Origin of the sequence: Sporosarcina sp. FSL K6-5500 (assembly GCF_038005665.1) — a bacterium.
GTDB lineage: Bacteria > Bacillota > Bacilli > Bacillales_A > Planococcaceae > Sporosarcina > Sporosarcina psychrophila.
In genome coordinates, this window is record NZ_JBBOTP010000001.1 from 2,093,903 (window position 1) to 2,118,089 (window position 24,187).

At 42.2% G+C, this 24,187-nt stretch carries 24 protein-coding genes; 20 read left to right on the forward strand and 4 right to left on the reverse strand.

What is annotated here, in order from left to right:
* Positions 1-275 precede the first annotated feature (275 nt).
* The 13 genes from MKX62_RS09845 to MKX62_RS09905 all read left to right on the forward strand — a co-directional run bounded on the left by MKX62_RS09845 (position 276) and on the right by MKX62_RS09905 (position 12,736).
* Positions 276-1,226 (forward strand): ABC transporter permease, encoded by a 951-nt coding sequence (locus MKX62_RS09845; RefSeq protein ID WP_067205131.1) that lies wholly within the window; start codon positions 276-278, stop codon positions 1,224-1,226.
* The gene (locus MKX62_RS09850; protein ID WP_067205134.1) at positions 1,219-2,169 is read left to right on the forward strand and encodes an iron chelate uptake ABC transporter family permease subunit; all 951 of its coding nucleotides are present in this window, start codon (positions 1,219-1,221) and stop codon (positions 2,167-2,169) included. Before MKX62_RS09845 ends, MKX62_RS09850 begins: the two co-directional genes overlap by 8 nt.
* The gene (locus MKX62_RS09855; protein WP_067205137.1) at positions 2,166-2,927 is read left to right on the forward strand and encodes an iron ABC transporter ATP-binding protein; all 762 of its coding nucleotides are present in this window, start codon (positions 2,166-2,168) and stop codon (positions 2,925-2,927) included. The genes MKX62_RS09850 and MKX62_RS09855 overlap by 4 nt, the downstream gene beginning before the upstream one ends.
* 86 nt (positions 2,928-3,013) lie before the next feature.
* Complete coding sequence (locus tag MKX62_RS09860) at positions 3,014-3,988, forward strand: siderophore ABC transporter substrate-binding protein (protein ID WP_340741327.1); 975 nt, start codon at positions 3,014-3,016, stop codon at positions 3,986-3,988.
* Positions 3,989-4,208: 220 nt separating this feature from the next.
* Complete coding sequence (locus MKX62_RS09865) at positions 4,209-6,263, forward strand: FapA family protein (RefSeq protein WP_340741328.1); 2,055 nt, start codon at positions 4,209-4,211, stop codon at positions 6,261-6,263.
* Between the two features lie 102 nt (positions 6,264-6,365).
* Entirely contained in the window at positions 6,366-7,175 is an 810-nt protein-coding gene (zupT, locus tag MKX62_RS09870) for a zinc transporter ZupT (protein ID WP_067205145.1), read from the forward strand.
* A gap of 90 nt (positions 7,176-7,265) precedes the next feature.
* Complete coding sequence (locus tag MKX62_RS09875) at positions 7,266-8,471, forward strand: MFS transporter (RefSeq protein ID WP_338653794.1); 1,206 nt, start codon at positions 7,266-7,268, stop codon at positions 8,469-8,471.
* Positions 8,472-8,579: 108 nt separating this feature from the next.
* Positions 8,580-8,921 carry a DUF6054 family protein gene (locus MKX62_RS09880; protein ID WP_067205151.1) on the forward strand — a complete coding sequence of 114 codons (342 nt, stop codon included), beginning with the start codon at positions 8,580-8,582 and terminating at the stop codon, positions 8,919-8,921.
* A gap of 120 nt (positions 8,922-9,041) precedes the next feature.
* Complete coding sequence (locus tag MKX62_RS09885; protein WP_067205154.1) at positions 9,042-9,689, forward strand: uracil-DNA glycosylase; 648 nt, start codon at positions 9,042-9,044, stop codon at positions 9,687-9,689.
* Entirely contained in the window at positions 9,689-10,231 is a 543-nt protein-coding gene (locus MKX62_RS09890) for an adenylate kinase (RefSeq protein ID WP_340741329.1), read from the forward strand. Before MKX62_RS09885 ends, MKX62_RS09890 begins: the two co-directional genes overlap by 1 nt.
* A complete protein-coding gene (locus tag MKX62_RS09895) occupies positions 10,228-11,196 on the forward strand; it encodes an ABC transporter ATP-binding protein (protein WP_067205158.1) in 969 nt (322 codons plus the stop codon). The genes MKX62_RS09890 and MKX62_RS09895 overlap by 4 nt, the downstream gene beginning before the upstream one ends.
* Entirely contained in the window at positions 11,193-11,831 is a 639-nt protein-coding gene (locus MKX62_RS09900; RefSeq protein WP_067205160.1) for an ABC transporter permease, read from the forward strand. Before MKX62_RS09895 ends, MKX62_RS09900 begins: the two co-directional genes overlap by 4 nt.
* 14 nt (positions 11,832-11,845) lie before the next feature.
* Positions 11,846-12,736: a glycine betaine ABC transporter substrate-binding protein gene (locus MKX62_RS09905; protein WP_338653792.1), complete on the forward strand. Its 891-nt coding sequence runs from the start codon at positions 11,846-11,848 to the stop codon at positions 12,734-12,736.
* A gap of 586 nt (positions 12,737-13,322) precedes the next feature.
* Here the strand turns inward: MKX62_RS09905 and MKX62_RS09910 are convergent.
* On the reverse strand, positions 13,323-13,646 hold the full coding sequence (locus MKX62_RS09910) for a nucleotide pyrophosphohydrolase (RefSeq protein WP_445683549.1): 324 nt from the start codon (positions 13,644-13,646) through the stop codon (positions 13,323-13,325).
* A gap of 163 nt (positions 13,647-13,809) precedes the next feature.
* On the opposite strand from MKX62_RS09910, the gene MKX62_RS09915 reads away from it, so the two are divergent.
* The 4 genes from MKX62_RS09915 (at position 13,810) to MKX62_RS09930 (ending at position 17,617) form a co-directional block, all read left to right on the forward strand.
* Positions 13,810-14,424: a DNA-3-methyladenine glycosylase gene (locus tag MKX62_RS09915; RefSeq protein ID WP_340741331.1), complete on the forward strand. Its 615-nt coding sequence runs from the start codon at positions 13,810-13,812 to the stop codon at positions 14,422-14,424.
* Positions 14,425-14,487: 63 nt separating this feature from the next.
* Positions 14,488-15,003 carry a type 1 glutamine amidotransferase domain-containing protein gene (locus MKX62_RS09920; RefSeq protein WP_340741332.1) on the forward strand — a complete coding sequence of 172 codons (516 nt, stop codon included), beginning with the start codon at positions 14,488-14,490 and terminating at the stop codon, positions 15,001-15,003.
* A gap of 331 nt (positions 15,004-15,334) precedes the next feature.
* Positions 15,335-16,390 (forward strand): YkvI family membrane protein, encoded by a 1,056-nt coding sequence (locus MKX62_RS09925; RefSeq protein ID WP_340741333.1) that lies wholly within the window; start codon positions 15,335-15,337, stop codon positions 16,388-16,390.
* A 426-nt stretch (positions 16,391-16,816) separates the two neighbouring features.
* The gene (locus MKX62_RS09930; RefSeq protein WP_338653786.1) at positions 16,817-17,617 is read left to right on the forward strand and encodes an alpha/beta fold hydrolase; all 801 of its coding nucleotides are present in this window, start codon (positions 16,817-16,819) and stop codon (positions 17,615-17,617) included.
* A gap of 729 nt (positions 17,618-18,346) precedes the next feature.
* Here MKX62_RS09930 and hmpA read toward each other — a convergent pair.
* Entirely contained in the window at positions 18,347-19,534 is a 1,188-nt protein-coding gene (gene hmpA / locus MKX62_RS09935) for an NO-inducible flavohemoprotein (RefSeq protein ID WP_067205177.1), read from the reverse strand.
* A gap of 162 nt (positions 19,535-19,696) precedes the next feature.
* Here hmpA and MKX62_RS09940 point away from each other — a divergent pair, with 162 nt between their 5' ends.
* Positions 19,697-20,140: an RrF2 family transcriptional regulator gene (locus MKX62_RS09940; RefSeq protein WP_067205180.1), complete on the forward strand. Its 444-nt coding sequence runs from the start codon at positions 19,697-19,699 to the stop codon at positions 20,138-20,140.
* 39 nt (positions 20,141-20,179) lie between these two features.
* The gene (locus MKX62_RS09945; protein WP_338653784.1) at positions 20,180-21,106 is read left to right on the forward strand and encodes a manganese-dependent inorganic pyrophosphatase; all 927 of its coding nucleotides are present in this window, start codon (positions 20,180-20,182) and stop codon (positions 21,104-21,106) included.
* Positions 21,107-21,212: 106 nt separating this feature from the next.
* Here MKX62_RS09945 and MKX62_RS09950 read toward each other — a convergent pair whose 3' ends face one another.
* Positions 21,213-22,589, reverse strand: a complete 1,377-nt coding sequence (locus MKX62_RS09950) for an FAD-dependent oxidoreductase (protein ID WP_067205185.1) — start codon at positions 22,587-22,589, stop codon at positions 21,213-21,215.
* A gap of 102 nt (positions 22,590-22,691) precedes the next feature.
* Here MKX62_RS09950 and MKX62_RS09955 point away from each other — a divergent pair, with 102 nt between their 5' ends.
* On the forward strand, positions 22,692-23,330 hold the full coding sequence (locus tag MKX62_RS09955; protein ID WP_340741334.1) for a DsbA family oxidoreductase: 639 nt from the start codon (positions 22,692-22,694) through the stop codon (positions 23,328-23,330).
* Positions 23,331-23,568: 238 nt separating this feature from the next.
* On the opposite strand, the gene MKX62_RS09960 is transcribed toward MKX62_RS09955, so the two are convergent.
* A complete protein-coding gene (locus MKX62_RS09960; RefSeq protein WP_067205190.1) occupies positions 23,569-24,096 on the reverse strand; it encodes a YceI family protein in 528 nt (175 codons plus the stop codon).
* Positions 24,097-24,187 lie beyond the last annotated feature (91 nt).

A 24,187-nucleotide genomic window follows, 5' to 3' on the forward strand; every position in this document is an offset into this window, starting at 1 on the left:
AAACACTGCCAGACCAGTAAAAAACTCAGACCAATCATAAAACCCGGAAGATTAATAACAACAAATCCCAAACCGTCCATAAACTCGCATGACTGACTATATGAAAAGTGGTAGCCAAGGGTAGCCTACTTGTTCTTGTATTCTCACTGATAATGATTTTCAGTTATTCATTGACAGTTGTTTCTAGCATGCTATAATTGAATTTGCGCTAATTGATAACTGTTTTCATTAACGGATTCTCAATTGGTAGTAAATAATCGATATCGGGGATACCCATGAAGATACGTTACTTAGTCATCGCACTTATCAGTCTTTCATTCCTATCGTTATTTGTAGGAGTGAGCCATATTACGCCAATGGGTCTGCTTGATTTTAAATCGGAAGCAACCGAAATTTTTCTAATCAGCCGCGTGCCGCGACTTGTCGCTATTCTTCTTGCAGGAGCAGGGATGAGTATAGCAGGTCTCATTATGCAACAGCTGAGCCGAAATAAATTCGTTTCACCGACAACAGCAGGAACTTTGGATGCGACACGGCTCGGGATTCTTGTTTCGATGCTGTTATTCACAAACGCATCCACAATTGAAAAGATGATTGTCGCATTTGTATTCGCGCTTGCCGGCACGCTACTGTTTATGCAAATCCTTGACCGTATCAAATTCAAGGATGCGATTTTCATTCCGTTAGTTGGGCTTATGTTCGGTAATATTTTGTCATCTATTGCGACGTTTTTCGCTTACAAAGCGAACGTCATTCAAAATATGTCGGCATGGTTACAAGGTGATTTTTCGATGATTATGAAAGGACGTTATGAACTTCTATACATAAGCATTCCCGTGCTAATCATCACATATTTGTACGCAAACCGGTTTACTGTTGCGGGAATGGGTGAAGATTTCTCGAAAAACCTCGGGCTTGCTTATAGGCGGATCGTCAATATCGGACTAATCCTTGTTGCGCTTATTACCACTACCGTCGTCTTGACGGTCGGAATGATTCCCTTCCTTGGATTGATCATTCCGAATATCGTTTCTATTTTTAAAGGAGATCATTTACAGAAGACATTGCCTCATACAGCACTGCTAGGCGCGATATTCCTGCTTGTCTGTGACATTTTAGGTAGAGTGCTTATCTATCCGTATGAGATTTCAATTAGTTTGATGGTAGGCGTTATTGGCAGTGGAATATTCCTCTATTTATTGTTTAGGAGGAAGGCCTATGCGTAACTCAACGAAACTCATCATTCTCTCTGTAATCGCAGCTATATTCTGTATTCTGTATCTTTTCCAAGGGTTAAACGGAAGCTTTGACTATGCGTTACCACGCCGCGGTATCAAAGTGATGGCAATGGCCATCACGGGTGTTGCAATCGCGTACTCAACGGTCATTTTCCAAACAATTACACATAACCGTATTTTGACACCGAGTATTATGGGTCTTGACTCACTGTACTTATTGTTGCAGACCGCAATCATTTTTTTCCTTGGTTCGGGTCATGTGATAATCGTCAATAAACAGGTGAATTTTATAATATCTGTTTCTGCAATGGTTGTATTCGCGCTTATCCTCTATCGATTTTTATTCAAGGGGGGCAAACGCCCAATTTACTTCCTGCTTCTTGTAGGAATTATCGTCGGGACATTTTTCGGAAGCATATCGACATTTTTGCAAGTGTTAATTGATCCGAACGAATTCATGCTTGTACAGGATAGGATGTTTGCCAGTTTCAACAACGTCAGCGGTGAACTCGTTTGGTGGGCATTTGCCATCGTTATCATCAGTCTCGTCATTGGATGGAGATACTTCAACCAACTTGATGTTCTGTCGCTTGGAAGGGACACCGCACTTAATTTAGGTGTCTCTTACGACAAAGTCGTCAAGACCATGCTAATCCTATCTTCTGTTTTAATAGCGGTCTCAACTGCACTAGTAGGTCCAATCACATTTTTTGGTTTGATCGTTGCGAATTTGTCCTATCAGTTTTTCAAAACGTATAGGCATAGCATCCTTATTGCGGGTGCGTCTATTATGAGTATTATCGCGCTTGTCGGGGGACAATGGGTTGTTGAACGAATATTCACGTTCTCGACGACTCTCAGTGTCATTATTAACTTCATCGGCGGCATTTACTTCATCTACTTACTATTAAAGGAGAGTCGATCTACATGATCCAAGTCCGTGAGCTATCGAAGTTTTATGGTAAAAAAGCGGTCGTTGAAAAAGTAAGCGTGAATATCCACCGCGGAAAAATCACGTCTTTTATCGGACCGAATGGTGCTGGTAAATCGACACTTCTATCAATGGTAAGCCGTCTGCTAGATGCAGATACGGGGGAAGTGCTGGTTGATAAAGACAATGTAAAACAGATGAAATCGAACGATTTTTCAAAACGAGTTTCGATTTTGAAACAGTCGAACTTCATGAACGTCCGTTTAACAATTCGTGAACTAGTGTCGTTTGGTCGATTCCCACATTCAAGGGGGAGACTGACGGCCGAAGATCTTCGTTTCGTCAATCAAGCGATGGATTATATGGATCTAATGGATATGCAGGACGATTACCTCGACGAACTGTCAGGTGGACAACGCCAGCGGGCATTCATCGCAATGGTTATCGCGCAGGATACGGATTATATATTGCTTGATGAACCGCTGAATAACTTGGATATGAAGCACTCCGTCCAGATCATGAAAATATTGAGAAGACTTGTAGATGATTTAGGGAAAACAGTTGTCATCGTCTTACATGACATTAACTTCGCATCCGTTTATTCGGATCGGATTGTTGCGCTTAAAGAGGGACGTGTCGTCAAAGACGGTCCGACAGATGAAATCATCACTTCTGATGCATTAAAGGATATCTACGATATGGATATTCCAATTAAACAAATGGCTAATTGTCGTATATGTGTGTACTTCGACTCTTAATCAAGAAAAGTGTAGTTACCTGGAGTTTATAAATCGATTCAAGTAAAGAGATTTAAACTTACAATATAACTAAAAGGATGGTAATGATGAAGAAAATACTAATGACAATGATGTTGTTCGCATTAATGGCTGTACTTGTAGCTTGTGGATCGAAAGACGAAGATGCAACAGACGATAAAACAACTGGTGACAAAACAGAGCCAAAAGTTGAAGAAACTGAAACAGCAGAACCAATGGTAATTACGCACGACCTTGGCGAAACTACAGTCGAAAAAAATCCTGGAAAAGTTGTCGTATTCGATTTTGGTATGCTTGACACGCTAGACGAGCTTGGCGTTGAAGTAGCAGGTGTTCCACAAAAGAACATTCCTTCATACTTGTCAAAATATGAAGATTCAAAGTATGTAAACGTTGGCGGTCTTAAAGAACCTGATTTTGAAGCAATCCATGCAATGAAGCCAGATGTTATCCTCATCTCAGGACGTCAATCTGCTATGTACGATGAACTAAGTGAAATTGCTCCAACAATCTTTGTAGGAGTGGATACAACAAACTACATGGAGTCATTCAAAGAAAACATGGAAATGGTTGCTGAACTCTTTGGTAAGGAAGATGAAATGAAAGCAGAACTTGCAGACATTGACGAAAGAATTGCAGCGATTAATGAAAAATCAAGCAAGAGCGATGCGAAATCATTGATCATTCTTGGAAATGAAGGAAAAGTAAGTGCTTATGGACTGAGTTCACGTTTTGGTATTATTCATGATGTATTTGGCTTTAAAGCAGCTGATGAAAAACTTGAAGTATCGACTCATGGTCAAAGCATCACATTCGAATATATCCTTGAAACAAACCCAGACATTCTCTTTGTTATAGACCGTGACGCTGCGATTGGCGGCGATGCAAGTGCAAAAGATTCAATTGAAAACGACCTTGTGAAGAAAACAAACGCTTATAAAGACGGTAAAATCATTTACTTAGATCCTGACTATTGGTACCTGTCTGGTGGCGGACTTCAATCTGTGAAAGAAATGATTAAAGAAGTCGAAGCGGTATTGTAAAAATAGCAAGAGAGCCGATCCACTGAAAAGTGAACCGGCTCTTTTTTGTTGTATAGAAAAATATAAAACTATCGGCCTGTGGACAACACTTAGCGAATTAGGTCGCATTTACACATTTACTATCTAAACACTGGGTATAATGATAGAAAATACAGAAAAATATGATAATATTAATGTACTAGCCTAAAACGGAAATTAGATTTGAAATGGGGGGGAAGATATGGGGAAATCTATTACGGTAAAAGCAGAAACGATTGAGGAAGCTGTCCGGCTAGCCTTATCGATTACAGAATTGAAATTGGAAGAAGTCCATATTGAAGTGTTGTCGAATCCGCGAAAGAATCTTTTTGGCTTACGAAAAACGCTGGCTGAAGTAAATGTTACACAAATCATAGAATCACCATCCGCTACGAAAAAGACGCAAGATCGGAATCTAGCAATCGAACAATATCTCGATAGATTAGTACCAACAGAAGGGACGAATCGGGAATGGAACGATGCCCAGCCTCTGGGTGGCCTGTCATCAGCAATTAGTAAAGTAGCTGGGGCACGTATTAGCAATGAAAAGATTGATATACAGTTTTTAGGTAAAAAATACCCCATAGTCGTTCCTGGTTCAAATGTTAATTTCTCAATCAATGGAAAACAAATAAAGCGGCAAACAATTATTTCACCTGGAGATAAAGTAGAAGTGACAGTAAGCGATGGGCTTATACCACCACATTTTGAAATTCAATTGATTGAGCATGACATGCTTGCCATGCTTATTTTCACACCTGGGAAAAAGGTGAAGCACACTTTACGCGATACGGAGTTCGAACAAGTTCTTCATATTGAAGCAGATGAGGAAATTGAGTACTACAATGATTTAGACCCTCAAGTAATTGTTGAGCACCTGAAATCATTAGGCATACAAAAAGGGTTGCTCTTCCCGGCTATCAAGAAAGTGACGGACGCGATCAAACCGTTTGAAACGATTGTGGCAAAAGGGGTACCTCCAATTGAAGGACTGGATGGCGATTTAGAAATGCATATCGACTATCAGGAAAAAACACCGGGGGAATTGGAAAAGGTGGATTTTCATGAGATGAACCTGATTGTGTCGGTAGAAGCTGGACAAGTCATTGCAACCTATATACCACCGGTTCAGGGAACACCAGGCAGTAGCCTTCTTGGGAAAGCGATTCCTGTGAAAAAGGCGAATGACATTGTCCTGCGTCTTGGTGTGAATGTAACGCAGGTGGACAATGATATTGTTGCAGCGATTTCTGGGAAACCATCCGTGGAATGGCGATATAAGCTTGTGAAAATTGATGTCAATCATGAATTTCATCACCAAGGGGAAGTCGATATGGCGAGCGGAAATATTCGCTTTGAGGGGAACGTAAGTATACAAGGGAATATACAACCTTCAATGTTCGTGGGGGCGACAGGAACAGTTAACATAGGGGGGTCTGTGACGAAAGCGACGATTCATGCCATGAAATCGGCTGTCGTAAAAGGGAATGTTTTTTCCTCCACAATTAGCGTCGGGCAACATGAGTTTATAATAGGAGAACTAACAACTCAACTTAGTGAAATTAAGGGGTATCTGGAACTAATTCAAGCTGCAATCCAACAGATACTCCTGATACGGGGAGAGACGGACGATAGCCTCAGTTCAGCTGAGTTGAACCATCTTATTAGGCTCTTGCTCGAAAAGAAATATACGGCATTCCAAGATTTGAATAGGCACTTCCTCCAAAAAGTTAAAAATCATTCTCTCCAGTTGCCGGTAGAATGGAGTGAAATGGCAGCCAAATTATATGAGGTATTTATAACTTCTGAAAATAAGCAATTGAAAGACATGGGTGGTTTCGAACTTTTAATCGGGGAAGTAAAAACGCTTGTGGAATTGTATGGTGAGAAAGCAGCTCCGAAATTATACCTTTCAGTACCCTATGCCATTAATAGCGTGTTATATAGTAATGGCAATATTGAGGTGACCTCGAAAGGGCTTTATCATAGTTCGGTTACAGCAGGTCACGATATAAAAGTGCGTGGTGTTTGCCGCGGTGGGGAAATCATCGCAGCCAATAAAATATCCCTCCAAAATACAGGGTCCGTAAACTTAATTAAGACAGTTGTCCGAACAGGAGAAAAAGGGAATATCACAATTGGGCATGCGCATGCGGGAACAGAAATTCATGTTGGAAATAGGTCTTATACATTTACAGCCAATGAAATGGGTGTTTTTGCTCGTCTGGATGATGAAGGAATGCTATTGATAAAATAAAGAATTCCTGTTGAACATGAAAATAGTACAGGCCAGATGTTGAGTTAGGGAAACTCATAGCATACAATAGTTCTAACCTAGAAATAGAAAGAAGATGTATACATGGATGGAAATGTACTGTTTGCATTCGCCCTTACTCTTTTTGCGGGACTTGCAACGGGAATCGGTAGCTTACTTGCATTTTTCACAAAAAGGACGAATACAAAGTTCCTCTCGATAGCCCTCGGATTTTCAGCGGGCGTTATGATTTACGTGTCACTTGTCGAAATATTTGTAAAAGCTAAAGATGCACTTGTGTTAGATTTGGGCTTAACCAATGGCTATTGGGTGACAATCGCCGGCTTTTTCGGCGGAATGCTGTTGATTGCACTTATCGATCGTCTGATTCCTGCGATTGGGAATCCGCATGAGGTAAAGAGTGTAGAAGACGTGAATGCAGGTCCGACGAATGACGAATATGCCAAGCTGAAAAAAATGGGTATGTTTACAGCCCTCGCTATTGCCATACACAACTTTCCAGAGGGAATTGCAACATTCACTTCGGCGTTGCAAGACCCTACGCTTGGAATTGCTATTGCCATCGCAGTTGCGATACACAATATTCCAGAAGGGATTGCTGTCGCCGTACCTATTTATTTTGCGACGGGTAATCGTAAGCAAGCATTTAAGTTATCGTTTCTTTCTGGATTGGCAGAACCAGTTGGTGCGATTGTGGCCTATCTTATTTTGATGCCTTATTTGAACGGTATTATGTTCGGCGTTATCTTTGCTGCTGTAGCAGGAATTATGGTATTCATTTCAATCGATGAATTACTGCCTGCTGCTCGGGAATACGGCGAAGCGCATTTGTCGGTCTACGGTTTTATGGCTGGAATGGCAGTAATGGCTGTTAGTCTCGTGCTTGTCGCGTAAAAAAACCTTTGTGTGGATTCGGTGTGTAAGGTATAATGACAGGTGTAAAGACACCAGGTTACACACTACACTACGAGGGGTAGAGACGTTATGAAGAAACAGAAACAGGAAATTTCCCGAAATAAATTATTAGGGCTTGCGGGAACGGGCTGGATGTTCGATGCGATGGACGTCGGAATTCTGTCGTTCGTTATCGCGGCACTTGCAGTAGAATGGCAGTTGACGCCATCTCAAATGGGTTGGATAGGCAGCGTCAACTCGATTGGGATGGCAGTTGGTGCATTAGGATTTGGAATGCTTGCGGATAAAATCGGTAGGAAAAACGTATTTATGATGACGCTTGTCCTGTTCTCTGTGGCTAGTGGATTATCTGCGTTAACGATGACGCTTACTGCTTTTCTGATCCTCCGCTTTTTTGTCGGAGCAGGACTTGGTGGCGAGTTGCCAGTCGCATCGACATTAGTATCTGAAAGCGTTGAGGCGCATGAACGGGGGCGTGTTGTCGTGCTCCTTGAAAGTTTTTGGGCAGCAGGATGGTTGCTAGCCGCAATCATCGCCTACTTTGTTATTCCGAACTATGGCTGGAGACTTGCGTTAATTATTACAGCATTGCCGGCATTTTACGCCATCTATCTTCGACGCAGATTACCGGATTCTCCGAAGTTTGAGCTGGATGGCAAACCGAAACAGTCAGCTGTAGAAAAGATTAAAACACTGTGGTCGAAAAAGTATGCACGACGAACACTCATGCTTTGGATCGTCTGGTTCACGGTAGTATTTTCATATTATGGCATGTTCCTGTGGTTACCAAGTGTTATGGTAATGAAAGGCTTTGATTTGATTCATAGCTTCAAATACGTTCTTATTATGACGCTTGCTCAATTGCCAGGCTATTTTACAGCTGCTTGGTTAATCGAGAGAGCAGGACGGAAATTTGTTCTCGCCACGTATCTTCTTGGAACTGCAGCAAGTGCATTGTTCTTTGGTAACGCAGAAACACTTCCATTGCTTCTCACTTCGGGTGCATTGTTATCCTTCTTTAACTTAGGTGCTTGGGGAGCTTTGTACGCGTATTCACCAGAACAATATCCGACTGCAATCCGGGCAACAGGATCTGGAATGGCGGCAGCGGTTGGCCGTATTGGCGGTATATTCGGACCGTTACTCATCGGTACACTTCTTGCGGCAGGTTACGGATTCGATTTGGTATTCGGTATCTTCTGTGGCGCGATTATTATCGGTGTGATAGCCGTTGTCTTTTTAGGGACAGAAACGAAACAGACTGAATTGGAATGAATGATGGCCTGCCTTTTGTGATGAGGGCAGGCTTTTTTAAAATTAATCAAATGAAACTTCCACCGCTATTCATCCGTAAAAGAAGGTAAGGATAAAGGGGATGAGAATATGTCAGTACGCGAATTTACTGTATCTATTTTACCAGCGGCGGCAATGGATGTTATTGAGCAATTTGTAGTCAGAGGGAGTATCAGTGGAACGCTTGTCGATCGGTATGTGAGGCGGCTAGGCGATTACGAAGTCCATGTCCTAGTGTTGGAAAAGTATTATATGAGGTCCAGCAACCGCGCGTCGCTTACTGTGACAATCGATAATTTAGAAGGACAAACGAAAGTCCATGCGGTCGCATCCGGCGGTTCAGAAGGGATGTTCCTGCGCTTTGATTGGGGCGCTGGAAATAATTTTGCAAACAGTGTGGAGTCTGCATTGGGATCGTATATAGTGGGTTAGAATGAAGAGATAGGCAAAAATAATCAACGCAACAAACCAATAGCGACATAGTCCAGAGTCTTTCCTTTTGATGGAAAGGCTTATTTTGTTAAAATGAAAACACAAGAGAGGGGTGCTTAGATGTTCCGTATACCTGAATCGATTGCGAACCTTGGCCGGGAACGGATAGAAGGTTTTCCTGTGGAGGGGTTTATTTACGGAGAAGGTCCCATAAAACCGGAGCTGATGCTAATCGGCGAAGCACCTGGTGAATTCGAATTGGTTGATGGTATTCCTTTTATCGGTCGTGCTGGGAAGGAACTGATGAAGTCACTCGAGACAATCGGTTTAACACGTGAAGACGTTTATATTACAAGTGCAGTCCGCAGCAGGCCATATAGATGGGGAACGAAAAATAACCGTGACGGAACCACGACAGAACGGAAATATAATCGGCCACCAACCATGAAAGAAATTTTGGCACATGCGCCAGTGCTCGATTATGAACTAGCAAATATTGAGCCGAAGCTCATTGTCACGCTTGGTAACGTCGGATTGCAACGATTACTTGGCAAAGAGGCGAAGGTGACGGAGCTTCACGGGCAGCTGTTGGATCGCCCCATTCAATTTTTAAAAGAATTAGATGATACGAGCTTCAACTTGACACAGAAGTTGTACAGGATAGTGCCGACATTTCATCCCGCGTCTATCTTTTACAGGCCGTCGCATAGACCCTCATTAGATGCAGATTGGTTGGAGATTGGCCGTATATTGGGGGAGATGAATTAGTGGAAGCGATTCATCATAAAAAAGTACTGATTATCGGTTGCAGTGGAGCTGGAAAGTCGACCCTGTCACGCAAGCTCGCTATGAGGTGGGGATTGCCTTTGCATCATCTTGATGCACTGTTTTGGAATGAAGGATGGATACCTACACCAAAACCGGAATTCCGTGAGATGTTGAAAGACGTGGTAGCGCAGCCTGAATGGATCATCGATGGGCATTTCAATTCCACACTTGAAATGAGAGCACAATATGCGGATCTAATCATCTTTCTTGATTTTTCGAACTGGCTTTGCTTATCACGGGTCACGAAGAGGGTATGGAGTTATTGGGGACAGACACGTCCAGATATGGCGGAGGGATGTCCCGAAAAGATTGATATGAATTTTGTCCGCTGGATTTGGCGCTATCCGAAAGACGTTCGACCGGTTGTGTTAGACATTTTGCGGAAAACTCAAGCGGATGTCGTACTGCTGAAGACATCGGTTGAAGTTGAAAGATGGTTAGCGACTACACCGCAAAGAAATACAAAAGGAGGAGTTCTATGATTCGCTTTGAAAATGTAACAAAACGTTTTGCGGATGGAACGGAAGCGTTGAAGAATGTGTCCGTGACAATCCCGACAAATAAGTTAACGGCCATTATTGGCCCTTCTGGCTGTGGAAAGACGACGCTTATGCGGATGATTAATCGGCTGGAAGTACCGTCAGAAGGTGCCATCTATATCGATGAGCTGCCAATCTTCGAACGAGACGAAGTGGAGCTACGCCGTTCAATCGGCTATGTTATTCAACGAATCGGTCTCATTCCTCATATGACGATTGAAGATAATATTGCACTTGTTCCTGAATTACTCAAGTGGGATAAAGAGAAAACTGCTGTTCGTGTCGATGAATTACTTGATATGGTGGATCTTGATCCGGCTGTATTTAAGAAACGTTACCCTTTTGAGCTTTCAGGCGGTCAACAGCAGCGGGTCGGCGTAAGCCGGGCACTTGCGAGTGACCCGAACATTATTTTAATGGACGAACCCTTTTCGGCACTCGATCCTATCAGCCGTGAACAGCTCCAGAAAGAATTGAAGAAGCTACAGAAGAAAATCAAAAAGACAATTGTATTTGTAACACACGATATGGACGAAGCACTCGAAATTGCGGATGTAATTATCGTGATGCGGGAGGGGCAAATAGAGCAGATATCTTCGCCTGATGAATTGATTGAAAATCAGGCAAATGATTTCGTTCGTGAATTCATTGGACAGGAACGAATTGACAGACAGCGTAATTTCGGTCAGAGACCTATTAAAGAGTTCGTTAGATTCTATGATGAAACATGGACAGGCGAAGTAAGAGAAGTGACTTCAATGCTGACAGTCGATGATGCAATTACTGTCCTGGATGCCCATCCTAGCAGTCGTCTTGCCGTAGCTGAAGACGGAGTTGTGATTGGCTATATTGGTCATCATTCGCTCTTGCAAGCGTCAATGGATAACGGGAAGTGGGTGAAATCATGAAGAACTTTATCGAGACAGTGACTAGTCGTTCAGACATGATTACAGAAGCTTTTCTCCAACATATCTTTCTGTCTTTCGTAGCACTTGCCATCGGGATACTCATTGCTCTACCAACTGGAATGCTGGTTGCCCGTCATCGTCGTTTTGCAGAGCCAATCATTGGTGTAGCAGCGATTTTACAGACGATACCAAGCCTTGCATTGTTCGGTTTTCTTGTTCCGTTAATCGGAATAGGCTCAAAAACGGCTCTTATTGCACTTATTATTTACGCATTGTTACCAATCGTACGCAATACATATGCGGGTCTTACAGGTGTCGATGAGGCGATTGTCGAAGCGGGACGCGGGATGGGGATGACGCCCAACCAAATCTTGAAGAAAATTGAGTTTCCGATTGCCTTGCCTGTTATCATGGCTGGTATTCGGACAGCGACTGTGCTGACGGTAGGTATTGCCACGCTTGCAACATTCGTCGGGGCAGGCGGACTGGGAGATGTTATTTATAGGGGTTTGCAATCTTATAATAATGCGCTTGTTCTTGCAGGAGCGCTGCCAGTTGCATTACTCGCCATCGCTTTTGACTTCATCCTAAAATGGGTAGAGAAGAAGGTAACTCCAAAAGGCGTACAACATTGATAGGGGGAAGAAGGATGAAAAAAGGATTAGGAATTATTTTAATGTCGTTGACACTGCTACTTGGGGCGTGCGGCGGAAAAGATGAAATTGTTATCAGTGGTAAGCCATGGACAGAGCAATTCATACTGCCGCATATTTTAGGGCAATATATTGAGGCAGAAACGGATTATAAAGTGAAGTATAAAGATGGTCTAGGTGAAGTAGCTATCATGACGCCTGCACTTGAAAAAGGCGATATCGATCTTTACGTAGAATATACAGGAACGGGTTTGAAAGACGTTCTGAAAGAAGAATCGAAAGCGGGAGAGAGTTCTGAAAGCGTTTTGGAACGTGTGAAAAAAGGCTATGAAGATAAATTTGGAGTGACATGGCTAGAGCCACTTGGTTTCGAAAACGGCTATACGTTGGCTTTCACGAAGGATAAAGAATACAATGCGAAAACATACTCCGACCTCGCAGGAATTTCCGCAGATGAAGAAATGATATTTGGAGCACCGCATGCTTTCTATGAGCGTAAAGGCGATGGCTATGATGATATGGTAATTTCTTATCCATTTACATTCAAAGACACGAAGAGCCTGGACCCAAATGTGATGTATGAAGCGGTGAAAAATGGGGATGTTGATGTTATTCCAGCATTCACAACAGACAGCCGTATTCAGATGTTCGATCTTGCCACAACGGAAGACGATCTAGGATTTTTCCCGAAATATGATGCAGCACCAGTCGTGCGTCAGGAAACATTGAAGAAGTTTCCTGATCTTGAAAAAGTGCTTAATAGCTTAGCAGGAAAAATTACGGAAGAAGATATGCTGAAAATGAATGCCCGCGTTGATTTGGATAAAGAGAAACCAGAAGACGTTGCCCGCGCGTTTTTGATTGAAAAAGAATTAATTAAGGAATAAAGAAAAGCGTAAGCGCCTTGGTAGAGGCGACAGGCATAAGACGGGCTAGCGAAGCAGCGTTCTTTGCTGCATAGCTGGACTGACTTATGACCCAAGCCTCTGGGCGCTGTAGCTAGACAATAAAGAAAAGCGCAAGGGCCTTGGTAGACCCGAAAAGCGCTGGAGGACCATAAGAGAAAGGCGCTTTTTGCCTTTAACTTAAGGACTGAAGCGACTCGAGGGGCTAGGCGCTGTAGCTAGACAATAAAGAAAAGCACAAGCGCTATATACTTGGCACTTAACAAATGGAAAGCAAGTGGTTTTTTGTGATGGGATACTAGGAAGCAGTTTCTGATACCGCTTCGTCGCTTGGTGATGGCCTCCCGTAATGAGCCCGCCAGAAGATTACTGTCGGTCTCATTACTTCGGCTCACACTTGACGCTCCTTCGCTAGAATCATTCATCATACAAGGAGATTATTAAAGTTTCTATCGAATTCTAAATTAATAGTGCCTAGTATATAGATGCTGACCCAGGTCGAAAACCAAATACTTTAACTTTTAAAGAAAGAAACCGTTCCCGCAAGACTGGGAACGGTTTACTTAATTCATACAGGGTATTTCTCTGCATTTTTCTTCATCTTCGCACGTGCAGCTTCTTCCAAATCTATGCCGATGAGATCAGCGAATTGTAATAGATAAATAAATACGTCCGCTGCCTCATCCACGATTTCCTGTTTATTATGAGCGACTGCTTCTTCTCCAGATTTCCATTGGAAGTGTTCTAGTAACTCACTTGCTTCCAAAGAAATTGAAATGGCGAGATTTCGAGCATCATGATTTCCGCCCCAATTGCGAGCTTTCGTAAATTCACGTATTTCAGTTTGTAGCTTTTCCAAATTTATCTCATCCTTTCGACAGTTTTTCTTGATGTCCAGCTGCAGGCGCCAACTCCTCGGGACATTAGGCGTTTTATTGCGAGGGCTGTTGAACGCCCTCTCCACAAACCGTCGTATGCCTGTCGGAGCTAGACGGCGCCTTGTGCTTTTCTTGAGTATACGTTACTTAGACTTGTGATTCTAGGGAATACTAATAATGAAGTGGAGGGCGATTGCGATTTATACACCTATAGATAAATTATTTTTTGAGGCACCTGTACTCGAATTGGCCCGAAATTTGCTCGGACAGTATATTGTGCACAAACAGCCAGAAGGGGATATTGTGGTTCGTATTGTTGAAACGGAAGCGTATCATGGACCTGAAGACAGAGCGGCGCATAGTTTTGATAATCGTCGAACGAAGCGGACAGAAATCATGTTTGGAATTGCTGGACTTATTTATACCTATCAAATGCATACACATACCTTAATGAATGTTGTGAGCGGAGCAATTGGAACACCCCATGCCATTCTTATCAGGGCAGGAGAGCCAGTGGCTGGATTAGAACTGATACAGGAGAATCGCGGTCCTCATTTGAAAATGACAGATTGGACAAATGGCCCAGGGAAATTATCGAAAGCACTTGGTGTGACAATGAAGTATTACGGTCATCATTGGACAGATGAACCGCTATTTATTGCCGCAGGTGCTGCACCTAAAGAAATTATGGCAGGTCCCCGAGTGGGTATTGGAAACTCCGGGGAAGCAGTTCATTATCCATGGCGTTTTTATGAAAAAGATAATCCTTATGTCTCCAAGTATCGTCCTTAAGTTTAAATGTAGCTCAAAGAGGTATAGAACAAGAGTACAAACAAAAAAAGGAGTGCATTTAAATTGGCTAAAATAGCAACTTTAATCACGAATCTATTTGAAGACTCGGAGTACACGGAACCAGCAAAAGCATTCAAGGATGCTGGACATGAAGTAGTGACAATTGAAAAATCAGCAGGTGTAGAAGTGACCGGGAAGCAAGGTACTGCAAAAGTTAAGACGGATTTCGGCATCGATGATGTAAAATCGCAAGACTTTGACGCATTATTTATCCCTGGAGGATTCTCCCCGGATCAGTTACGTGCAGACGACCGCTTCGTGCAATTTGCGAAGACGTTCATGGATGATAAAAAACCGGTATTTGCAATCTGTCATGGTCCTCAGCTTTTAATTACAGCTAAAACCCTTGAAGGAAGAGATGCAACGGGTTATAAATCGATAAAAGTTGACATGGAAAATGCAGGTGTGAAATATGTGGATAAAGAAGTTGTCGTGTGCCAAAATCAGCTTGTGACAAGTCGTACACCTGAGGACATACCAGCGTTTAATCGTGAATCATTAAAACTTCTCGAAAAGTAAATAGTATTAGCAGAATAGCAAATAATACAAAGAAGGCCGATTATACGGCCTTTTTTGTATTAGTAGGAGACTATAAAACTCAAACTGTGGAGAAGGTTTCACGTCTAAACTTCAATGCTTAAGGGGTGTCGGGGATATGCCAACTGAAACGCATCTCTGCTGTTCTGCCCTATATCTGCCGGTCTTGACTAGGCGCTTAAGTTTTTGTTATTGTTGAAAAGGTATCCGAAGAGTGATAAATTAGAAGAGTACTATAACACTTAATATTAAAAATGTGACGGTTTTATGGAGTTGCTAATTTTTAGTGCCGTGTACTAACTAGGGGGACATCATGAAAAAAGTACTTAAAATGGGAAGCGCTTTCATCGGTATAATCGTTGGAGCAGGTTTTGCTTCCGGACAGGAAGTTCTACAATTTTTTACAAGTTTCGGTCTTCTTGGTATTGTGGGGGCAATTATTTCGACAGCATTTTTTGCTTATCTCGGTATGGTACTCACTCGACTTGGAAGTCGTATGCAGACCACTTCTCATAAAGAGGTCATTTATAAAATAAGTGGTCGTTACTTAGGGATTATTGTTGATTACATAATAATTATTACGTTATTTGGTGTAGGGGTTGTTATGATTGCAGGGGCAGGTGCAAACTTGAACCAGCAGTTCGGGTTGCCGCCATTTGTCGGCAGTCTTCTTATGATTGTTCTTGTCATGTTGACGGTTATGCTTAATGTCGATAAGGTCGTCGGCATAATTGGAAGTATTACACCATTCCTTATTCTTGCGGTTGTCCTTGTATCTATTTATTGTTTAACAACCATGGACACTTCTTTTGCAGTCCTCGATCCAATTGCTCAAGGCGTAAAAACGACATTGCCAAACTGGTTCATCTCGGCAATCAACTATGTGTCGTTTAACATAGCTGTAGGAGCCTCAATGACCATTGTCATGGGAGGAACAGAGAAGGATGAGAAAATAGCGGCATGGGGCGGATTTGTCGGAGGACTTGGTTTAGGGATTCTTATCTTGCTTAGCCACTTGGCGATTTTCGCTAAAATCGAAACAGTTGGAGATGCTGAGATGCCAATGTTGGCAATCATCAACGATGTTTCGCCTATACTTGGCATATTCATGGCGTTCATCCTATACGGCATGATATTCAATACTGCGGTCGGCATGTTCTATTCTTTCGGAGCACGTTTCATTCAAATTGGTACGAAGAAATTCAATGTTTTCGTATTTATCACCCTCATTATCGGATTTGGATTGAGCTTTGTCGGCTTTAAGGAACTTGTAGCTAAACTCTATCCAACAATCGGATATCTTGGTTTGTTCCTTGTTGTAGCGCTGATTTACGCATCATTCAAACTTCCTGCAAAGGTTAAGAGCTAAAGCTATTTCAAAAACAGGGACGGTCACGGAGCTGAGCTTCGATGACCGTTTTTGTTTTTTGTGGCTTGGGAAATTACAAAATCTCTTTCTATATATGTTGAACAAATGAATACCTATATTAACTGAGCGAAGGCGCCTTACAAGGGGGAGCCGAAGCCCTAAGACTGGCGGCGAAGCTGCTTGGCTTAGGGCGGGAGGCATACCCGAGCGCCGTAGCGGATTTGAAGGGAATCTTTTTTTCAACTTATATAGTGAAAAGTGATAATTCACGTCTAGTCTCCAACGCACTTACGCTTTTCTTACTGCAGTTTGTGTCGAAAAGAAGTCGCTCTTTCAGAGAATAAAGCGATTGAACACTTATGAAGGTTGAGTTGGTTCCATGTATGATGGTTTAATAGACATAGTTAACTTGGAAGGGTGAGCAGCTTGCTTCACTATAGAACTTACGAAATTAGCCCGACAACCCCTTGGGTAACATTCATACATGGCGCGGGCGGAAGCTCTTCCGTCTGGTACAAACAAATTCGGGAATTTAGAAAACAACATAATGTTCTCCTAATTGACCTTCGGGGGCACGGACAATCTGCCGGTGGAATGTGGAAAAAAGGCGATACATTTATGGATATATCGAAGGAAGTAATTGAAGTGCTAGACGAGGTTGGCATAAAAGACACGCATGTTATCGGCATGTCACTTGGGACGATCGTCGCACAGACTATGGCAGATAACTTCCCAGAACGTGTAAACTCACTCATTCTTGGTGGAGCGATTATTCGTTTTGATATCCGAACAAAGTTATTATTATTGGGGGGACGTGTAGTAAAGCGTTTTGTCCCTTATATGCTCCTTTATAAATTATTTGCTTATATTATTATGCCGCGTAAACAGCACGAAGAATCGCGAATGGCTTTCGTAAATGAAGCCAAAAAAGTGTACCAGAAGGAATTTATCAAATGGTTTTCCCTTACTAAGCTTATAAATCCATACTTGACCCGCTTACAAGCATCGACAACGGCCATTCCAACATTATTTTTGATGGGTGAGGAAGATTATTTGTTCATTCCGCCGATTGAGGAAGTTGTTCGTAAAAATAAAGGATTTGAATTCGTTAAAATTGAAAAGTCCGGCCATGTTTGTAATATCGACCAACCGGAAATGTTCAATAAGTTAGCCATCGATTATATAGCTAAAATCGAACAAAGAAAAGCCGCCATCCAACTGGGATGACGGCTTTTCTGCAGATTGACGAATGATCACGTCTGTTGAACAACCATTTATTTGCATGAAATACTGGTGAGTAGGGCTTGATGACCTTCATTTTCACTGCACTATTTTCGGCCCGCTTTCGACTAACTATTCATGACAGATTTACTGAGGGGGCCATACTCTTTTCAGTAATACTGTTGCGAATAGTTGCCTGTCGCGTTCCTTCAATGTTCAAGTGAAAAATGCAGTAGTTTTGGAAGAAAAGAATAGATGACATTCTATGGAGAGTGTAAGTGTCCGAAGATGCAATTTCGGGCACTCTTGCACTTTGTATAATTGGTTCCTTGCTTACTTTTAGCAAAGATTCTGCATGTAATTATGTGAGACCTTATAGAAAGCGACACTTCTTTACTAGTAAAGAAGTGAAAATCCTAAAGAAAGCATCAGCCGCCAAAATTGCATCTTTGGCGGCTTTTATCCGGGTAGATGCCCCTTTATTCTTTCGTCCCGAAAAGCTTTAGCACTTCGTGTACTTATGCATTTGGAGCGCGAAGGATGAAGGATCACCATACGATTACCGAAAAAATGTGTAGGGATGCGACAAATTCGCATCTCTACACATCCAGAAATTCCGTAATCGTATAGAAGTCATTCAATCCTAAACAATCCAAAGTCAACTATACACGTAGCGCCCAGTAGCTGATCATGTTAGTCACTGGTTACTCTTGGCTAAACAACAGGTGTCACGGATTATGCGTTTACAAGTTCTAGTTCCTCAGCAGGGCCGAAGAATTCGAAGTTTATTTTTTCTTCTGGAACACCGAGTGCATATAGACCTTTAATGACAGCTTGCATGAAAGGTGTTGGCCCACAAACAAAGATATCGCTGCCTTCAATGACGTTAGCGGCAAGGAAGTCGGGGTTGATAAAGCCATCCCCCTCATCTGAGTAGAGCACGGCATATGTGGAACTAGGCATAGATTCATTCAACGTGCGTAATTTTGCATCGAATGCTTGGTGTTTGCGTGTACGTGCCGAATGTAGGAATGCAGCCGGCCGTTCTGGTGTTGTTTTGGCGATGGATTCATACATGCTCATCATTGGCGTGATACCAACACCGCCGCTAATAAGTGTCACTGGATTTTTACTTTCCATATCAAGGTGGAATACACCCGCTGGAACACTAACTTCAACTGTGTCACCGACATTCATTTCACGATGAAGGTTAACGGACATTTTACCGTTCGGTGTGACTTCATCTTCGCGTTTAACAGAAATGCGGTAGGAGTCGCCTGTTGGTGCTTGTGACAAACTGTATTGGCGATTCAAGATATAGTCTTCGCCTGGAATTGTGACACGTAACGTGATGTATTGTCCTGGTTTGTATGAGGGTACTTTTTTGCCATCAACAGGTTTTAAATAGAATGATGTAATAACATCACTTTCAACTACTTTATCCGCGATTACAAAGTCTTTGAATGTTTTCCAGCCGTCATCCATTTCCTCAGCTTTGGCATACATTTCCTTTTCGATACCGATGAAGACACCTGCGATAACTTCATAGGCTTCTCCCCAAGCACCAATAATTTCAGGAGTTGCAGCTTCACCTAATACTTCTTTTATAGCGCCTAATAGGTAGTAGCCGACGATTGGATATTGTTCTGGTGTAATGTTGAGTGATTTGTGTTTGTGCGCAACTTGAACGACAGCAGGTAAAACAGCGCTGAGGTTATCGATATTTGCAGCTGCCGCGTAAACCAGTCCTGCAAGTGCGTTTTGTTGACGTCCTTGGGATTGATTGGCATGGTTGAAGATGTTCAACAGTTCAGGGTGAGCCTCGAACATATTTTTATAAAACACTGTTGTAATTGTTTTACCGTGTTGCTCCAATACAGGTACGGTTGATTTGATAATGGTAATGGTTTCTTGTGATAGCATGTTGTAGCACGACCTTTCGTAGTTGTTAACTCAAGCTTAAACTATAAAAGCGCTTAAAGATATATTTATAATACATCTTTAGAGAGTGTTAGAAAGTTAGTCACATTTCTTTCACGTAATTGCCACAAACGTTATAATGGTATTTGAAAGAGCGGTGAAGTTATGCGTCTAACGATGTACACAGACTTTTCGTTGCGTGTTTTAATTTATCTGGGAGCAAAAGAGCCAGGGGAATTATCAACGGTCCAGGAAATTTCAGATACATACAATATCTCGAAAAATCATTTGACGAAAGTAGTGCACGAGCTTGGGAAGATGGGGTTAATCGAAACGATACGCGGTCGTGGTGGTGGCATCAGGATGAAAGTGGAACCTAAAGACATCAACGTTGGAAAACTAGTTCGAAGGACGGAAGATGATTTTCATCTTGTTGAATGTTTTAATTCTGAGTCGAATAGTTGTATTCTTTCCCCGGTTTGCCGATTAAAAGGTGCATTACACGAAGCGTTGAATGCTTATTTAGCAGTTTTAGATAACTATACAGTGGCAGATTTTATCATTAATAAAGATGAGCTCAAAGCGATTTTGTTTGACCATCCATTATGATAAAATGAAAAAGAATATAAAAACAGGGGGCTATTTTTCATGGGAAAAGTTTTTGTTTTTGGACATAAAAATCCTGATACCGATTCAATTTCATCGGCAATCAGTTACGCGTATTTAAAGCAGCAATTGGGAATGAATGCAGAAGCAGTAAGACTCGGTGATGTAACGAATGAAACGGCATATGCGCTTGAATATTTTGGTTTTGAAGCGCCACGTCTTATCGAAAAAGCCGCGCCAGAAGTAGCGAAAGTCATTCTCGTCGACCATAATGAAAAACAGCAAAGTGTGGATGATATTGATGATGTGCAAGTAATCGAAGTTGTCGATCATCATAGAATTGCTAACTTTGAAACGAACGATCCTCTCTATTACCGTGCAGAGCCGGTAGGATGTACGGCAACGATTTTAAACAAACTATATAAAGAAAACGGTGTTGAAATACCGAAAAATATTGCTGGGCTTATGCTGTCTGCACTTATTTCGGATTCACTATTATTCAAGTCACCGACGTATACAGACCAAGACCGTGCTGCGGTTGAAGAATTGATTGCTATCACAGGTGTGGATGCACAAGAATATGGACTGGCTATGTTGAAAGCTGGTGCAGATTTAAGTGGTAAAACGCTCGAAGACCTTGTGAAACTTGATGCGAAAGAATTTGGTATCAATGAAGTGAAGATTGAAATTGCACAAGTGAATGCAATTGACATCAATGATGTTATGAATCGTCAAGCCGATTTGGAAGACCTTCTATACCGTGTCATTGCTGAAAAAGGGCTCGACCTGTTTTTGTTTGTCGTAACTGACATATTGAACAACGACTCAATCGTATTGGCACTTGGTAAAGAAGCGGGGCGCGCTAGCGAAGCATTCAATGTTACACTCGTGAACAATACGGCAACATTGAAAGGTGTCGTCTCCCGTAAGATGCAAATTGTTCCAGTATTGACTGAAGCATTGAAATGATATGAAGTGAATAGGAAAAGGTTGCAGTCCGCGTAAAGTGGATTGCAACCTTTTTGTTTTAATTGAGGATGAGCTGGTATCTCGGATTAGTTATGATAGCCATATCCTATTTCAAATCAAGTGGTTTCGTCGCAGGGCCTTCGAGGACGGAGCCGTCTTTTCGAAAGCGTGAGCCGTGGCACGGGCAATCCCATGTTTCATCGCCGGCATTCCACCTCGTCCGGCAGCCCATATGCGTACAGATGGGGGAGTCCGTCCGTGTAATATGACCGCCAGTAAACTCTTTTAAGACAAGCCCAGTATTTTTCAAAGCTTGCAGTAAGAATGTACCAAACCCTGTTCGATCAGGCGAATAAAGTTCGGAAGCACGATTCTCTTTGCCGACAATTAGATCGCTGATAATCCGGGCGCTCGCCATTGAATTCGATAGTCCCCATTTTCGATATCCCGTACTTAAATAGACGTAAGGCATGCTGGAAGAAATAATTCCCGCGTATGGAATCAGATCGGGTGTCTGCGGGTCTTGCGCGGACCAGCCATGAGTCAGGGGAGAGAGGTTATACACATCTTGCAAATCGGTGTAAAGCCGATTGTAATGTATCTGTGTATCGCTTTCCATTCCCGCCTGATGACTTTCCCCAGACAGCAGAAAATACGTTTTTCCATCGATTTGTGCCGTTCGGATGGACCGTTTTGGTTCATCGACTGCAATATACTGCCCGCGAAGTGGCATATCACCTTCTGCCGCGACGATATAAGACCGATCGACAGACAATTTCATAATTTGTAGCCCACGCAGTGCTTCAATCGGGTAGTGTGAACATAATATTAGTTCCTTGAATTGAACTTCATGTCCCGATTTCATAGAAAGTAGACGTTTCTTTAAATCCATTAATAAAACATCCGAATGTTCGTAAATACGCGCTCCTGCTTCAACCGCAAGACGCGCAAGATGTTGTCCGAATCGCACAGGGTGAATCTGACTTTCGTTATTCAATGTAAGTGTTGCGTCAATCTGAATCGGTAATTCAGAATTCCTCCCCAGTTCACCTGGGATGCCAAGTTCCTTGTATGCATTCATCTCATAACGGAGTAATTCAGTGCCAAGCTTAGATTGAGAATAAAGAATAGAATCAGCTGCCTTTAATTCATCTTTTATTGCAATAGATTTCCCAAATTGAACGGCTTCTTCGTTCACTTCAAAATACATTTTTGCATTGTCTCGTCCAAACTGTTTTAGTAACTTTGCATAAACGAAGTCATGTTGGGCAGTCAGTTTTCCCGTGGAGTTGCCCGTAGCTCCCGCAAGGATTGTATCTTTTTCGAGAAGGATAACATCTTTCCCTTCTTTAGCTAGAAAATAGGCGTTTGCAATTCCACTTAGTCCGCCCCCGATGATGCAGACGTCGCAGGTGACATCGCCCTCAAGTTTTGGATATGGTTCACGTGGATATGCAGTACTAAGCCATAATGAATTGGACATAAAATAACCTCCGTCAAGTCTGCTTGAAATAGTAGTAAGCATATTCATTGTTCCCTTCTTTGATTGAATTTAAAATGAAGAGTATGAAAGGTGGCGGGAAAAATGAAAATTGAAATATGGTCAGATTATGTTTGTCCATTTTGTTATATTGGAAAGCGCAGATTAGAAGAGGCATTAGAGCAAACTGGTCTTGGGGAAAAGGCTGAAGTTGTTTTCAAAGCATATGAACTAGATCCGAATTCGCCCGCAGTATCCGATACACTGATGACAGAAGTCCTTGCGAAGAAGTATGGGATGAGTGTGGAAGAAGCGAAGAAGATGACTGATAATGTAGTTGACCAGGCAAAATCTGTGGGTCTGAACTATAACTTTGACGTAATGACGCCAGCGAATACATTTAATGCACACCGTCTAGCGAAACTTGCTGAACAGGAAGGTTTCGATAAGACTGTATCGGAAAGTTTACTGAAAGCTCATTTCATAGATGGTGAAAAAATAGGTGCAGAAGACGTATTGCTTCGCATTGCCGAAGAAGCAGGAATTTCACGCGACCGTGCGAAAGCAGTTCTTGATTCTGATGAGTTTGCAGATGATGTAAGAATGGATATCGCAGAAGCCCAGCAAATAGGTGTGAAAGGTGTTCCGTTTTTCGTTATCGATCGCAAATATGCAATCTCAGGAGCGCAGCCGGCAGAAGCATTTGCAAATGCACTTCGACAAGCCGCGGAAGAAGAAGTTTAAACAAAAGAAATAAAAAATCGGCCATGTGATCATAATGATCGCATGGCCGATTTTTTAAGTTATTTATTAAATTATAAAATCTCGAACTAGGATAAGTTACAACATAGAGATTTCACGTCTAGACTCCAGCGCCTAGCCCCTCGAGTCGCTTCAGGCTTGCTGATAAAGGCAAAGAACGCCTTTCCCTTCAAGCCTTCCGGCGCTTGTCGGGGCTTAGCAGGCGCTTGCGCTTTTGTTATTATTGAGCTGGGTTTGCTTGTAAATCGATTGTGATTTTAATGTCGTCACCTACAAGAACGCCGCCTGCTTCAAGCGCTTGGTTCCATGTAAGACCGAATTCTTTTCTTGAAATTTTCCCTTCGACTTCGAAAGCAGCTACGTCTACGCCCCAAGGGTTTTTACCTGTACCTTCATACTCAGCTTCGAATGTAACTTTTTTCGTTACATCTTTAACTGTCATATCGCCAGTAACGTCATATTCGTTATCGCCTTTTTTTACGATATCTGTTGAAACGAATGTGATTGTCGGGAATGTTTCTGTATCGAAGAAATCAGCAGAACGAAGGTGGTTGTCACGATCGTCGCTATTTGTATGAATTGTTGTAGCGTCGATTGTGAAGTTGATGTTAGCACCCGTCAAATCTTCAGGATTCCCTTCGATTGTACCTTCTACGCCTGTAAAACGTCCTCTTACTTTAGAAACCATCATATGCTTAACTGAAAAACCAACACCTGTATGTGAAGCGTCTACTGTCCATTTTGTCATTGGAAAAACTTCCTCTCTGAATAAGTTATGTTCTTACTATATTCGATAAGTATCTTGAAGTCAAGGTATTTAAACGAATTTAATTTGAATA

What these genes read in the sequence shown, in the direction of transcription:
- MKX62_RS09845 (WP_067205131.1), top strand. Translation starts at nt 276, where the DNA reads ATGAAGATACGTTACTTAGTCATCGCACTTATCAGTCTTTCATTCCTA.
- MKX62_RS09850 (WP_067205134.1), top strand. Translation starts at nt 1,219, where the DNA reads ATGCGTAACTCAACGAAACTCATCATTCTCTCTGTAATCGCAGCTATA.
- MKX62_RS09855 (WP_067205137.1), top strand. Translation starts at nt 2,166, where the DNA reads ATGATCCAAGTCCGTGAGCTATCGAAGTTTTATGGTAAAAAAGCGGTC.
- MKX62_RS09860 (WP_340741327.1), top strand. Translation starts at nt 3,014, where the DNA reads ATGAAGAAAATACTAATGACAATGATGTTGTTCGCATTAATGGCTGTA.
- MKX62_RS09865 (WP_340741328.1), top strand. Translation starts at nt 4,209, where the DNA reads ATGGGGAAATCTATTACGGTAAAAGCAGAAACGATTGAGGAAGCTGTC.
- zupT (WP_067205145.1), top strand. Translation starts at nt 6,366, where the DNA reads ATGGATGGAAATGTACTGTTTGCATTCGCCCTTACTCTTTTTGCGGGA.
- MKX62_RS09875 (WP_338653794.1), top strand. Translation starts at nt 7,266, where the DNA reads ATGAAGAAACAGAAACAGGAAATTTCCCGAAATAAATTATTAGGGCTT.
- MKX62_RS09880 (WP_067205151.1), top strand. Translation starts at nt 8,580, where the DNA reads ATGTCAGTACGCGAATTTACTGTATCTATTTTACCAGCGGCGGCAATG.
- MKX62_RS09885 (WP_067205154.1), top strand. Translation starts at nt 9,042, where the DNA reads ATGTTCCGTATACCTGAATCGATTGCGAACCTTGGCCGGGAACGGATA.
- MKX62_RS09895 (WP_067205158.1), top strand. Translation starts at nt 10,228, where the DNA reads ATGATTCGCTTTGAAAATGTAACAAAACGTTTTGCGGATGGAACGGAA.
- MKX62_RS09900 (WP_067205160.1), top strand. Translation starts at nt 11,193, where the DNA reads ATGAAGAACTTTATCGAGACAGTGACTAGTCGTTCAGACATGATTACA.
- MKX62_RS09905 (WP_338653792.1), top strand. Translation starts at nt 11,846, where the DNA reads ATGAAAAAAGGATTAGGAATTATTTTAATGTCGTTGACACTGCTACTT.
- MKX62_RS09915 (WP_340741331.1), top strand. Translation starts at nt 13,810, where the DNA reads ATGAAGTGGAGGGCGATTGCGATTTATACACCTATAGATAAATTATTT.
- MKX62_RS09925 (WP_340741333.1), top strand. Translation starts at nt 15,335, where the DNA reads ATGAAAAAAGTACTTAAAATGGGAAGCGCTTTCATCGGTATAATCGTT.
- hmpA (WP_067205177.1), bottom strand. Translation starts at nt 19,534, where the DNA reads ATGCTATCACAAGAAACCATTACCATTATCAAATCAACCGTACCTGTA.
- MKX62_RS09940 (WP_067205180.1), top strand. Translation starts at nt 19,697, where the DNA reads ATGCGTCTAACGATGTACACAGACTTTTCGTTGCGTGTTTTAATTTAT.
- MKX62_RS09945 (WP_338653784.1), top strand. Translation starts at nt 20,180, where the DNA reads ATGGGAAAAGTTTTTGTTTTTGGACATAAAAATCCTGATACCGATTCA.
- MKX62_RS09950 (WP_067205185.1), bottom strand. Translation starts at nt 22,589, where the DNA reads ATGTCCAATTCATTATGGCTTAGTACTGCATATCCACGTGAACCATAT.
- MKX62_RS09955 (WP_340741334.1), top strand. Translation starts at nt 22,692, where the DNA reads ATGAAAATTGAAATATGGTCAGATTATGTTTGTCCATTTTGTTATATT.
- MKX62_RS09960 (WP_067205190.1), bottom strand. Translation starts at nt 24,096, where the DNA reads ATGACAAAATGGACAGTAGACGCTTCACATACAGGTGTTGGTTTTTCA.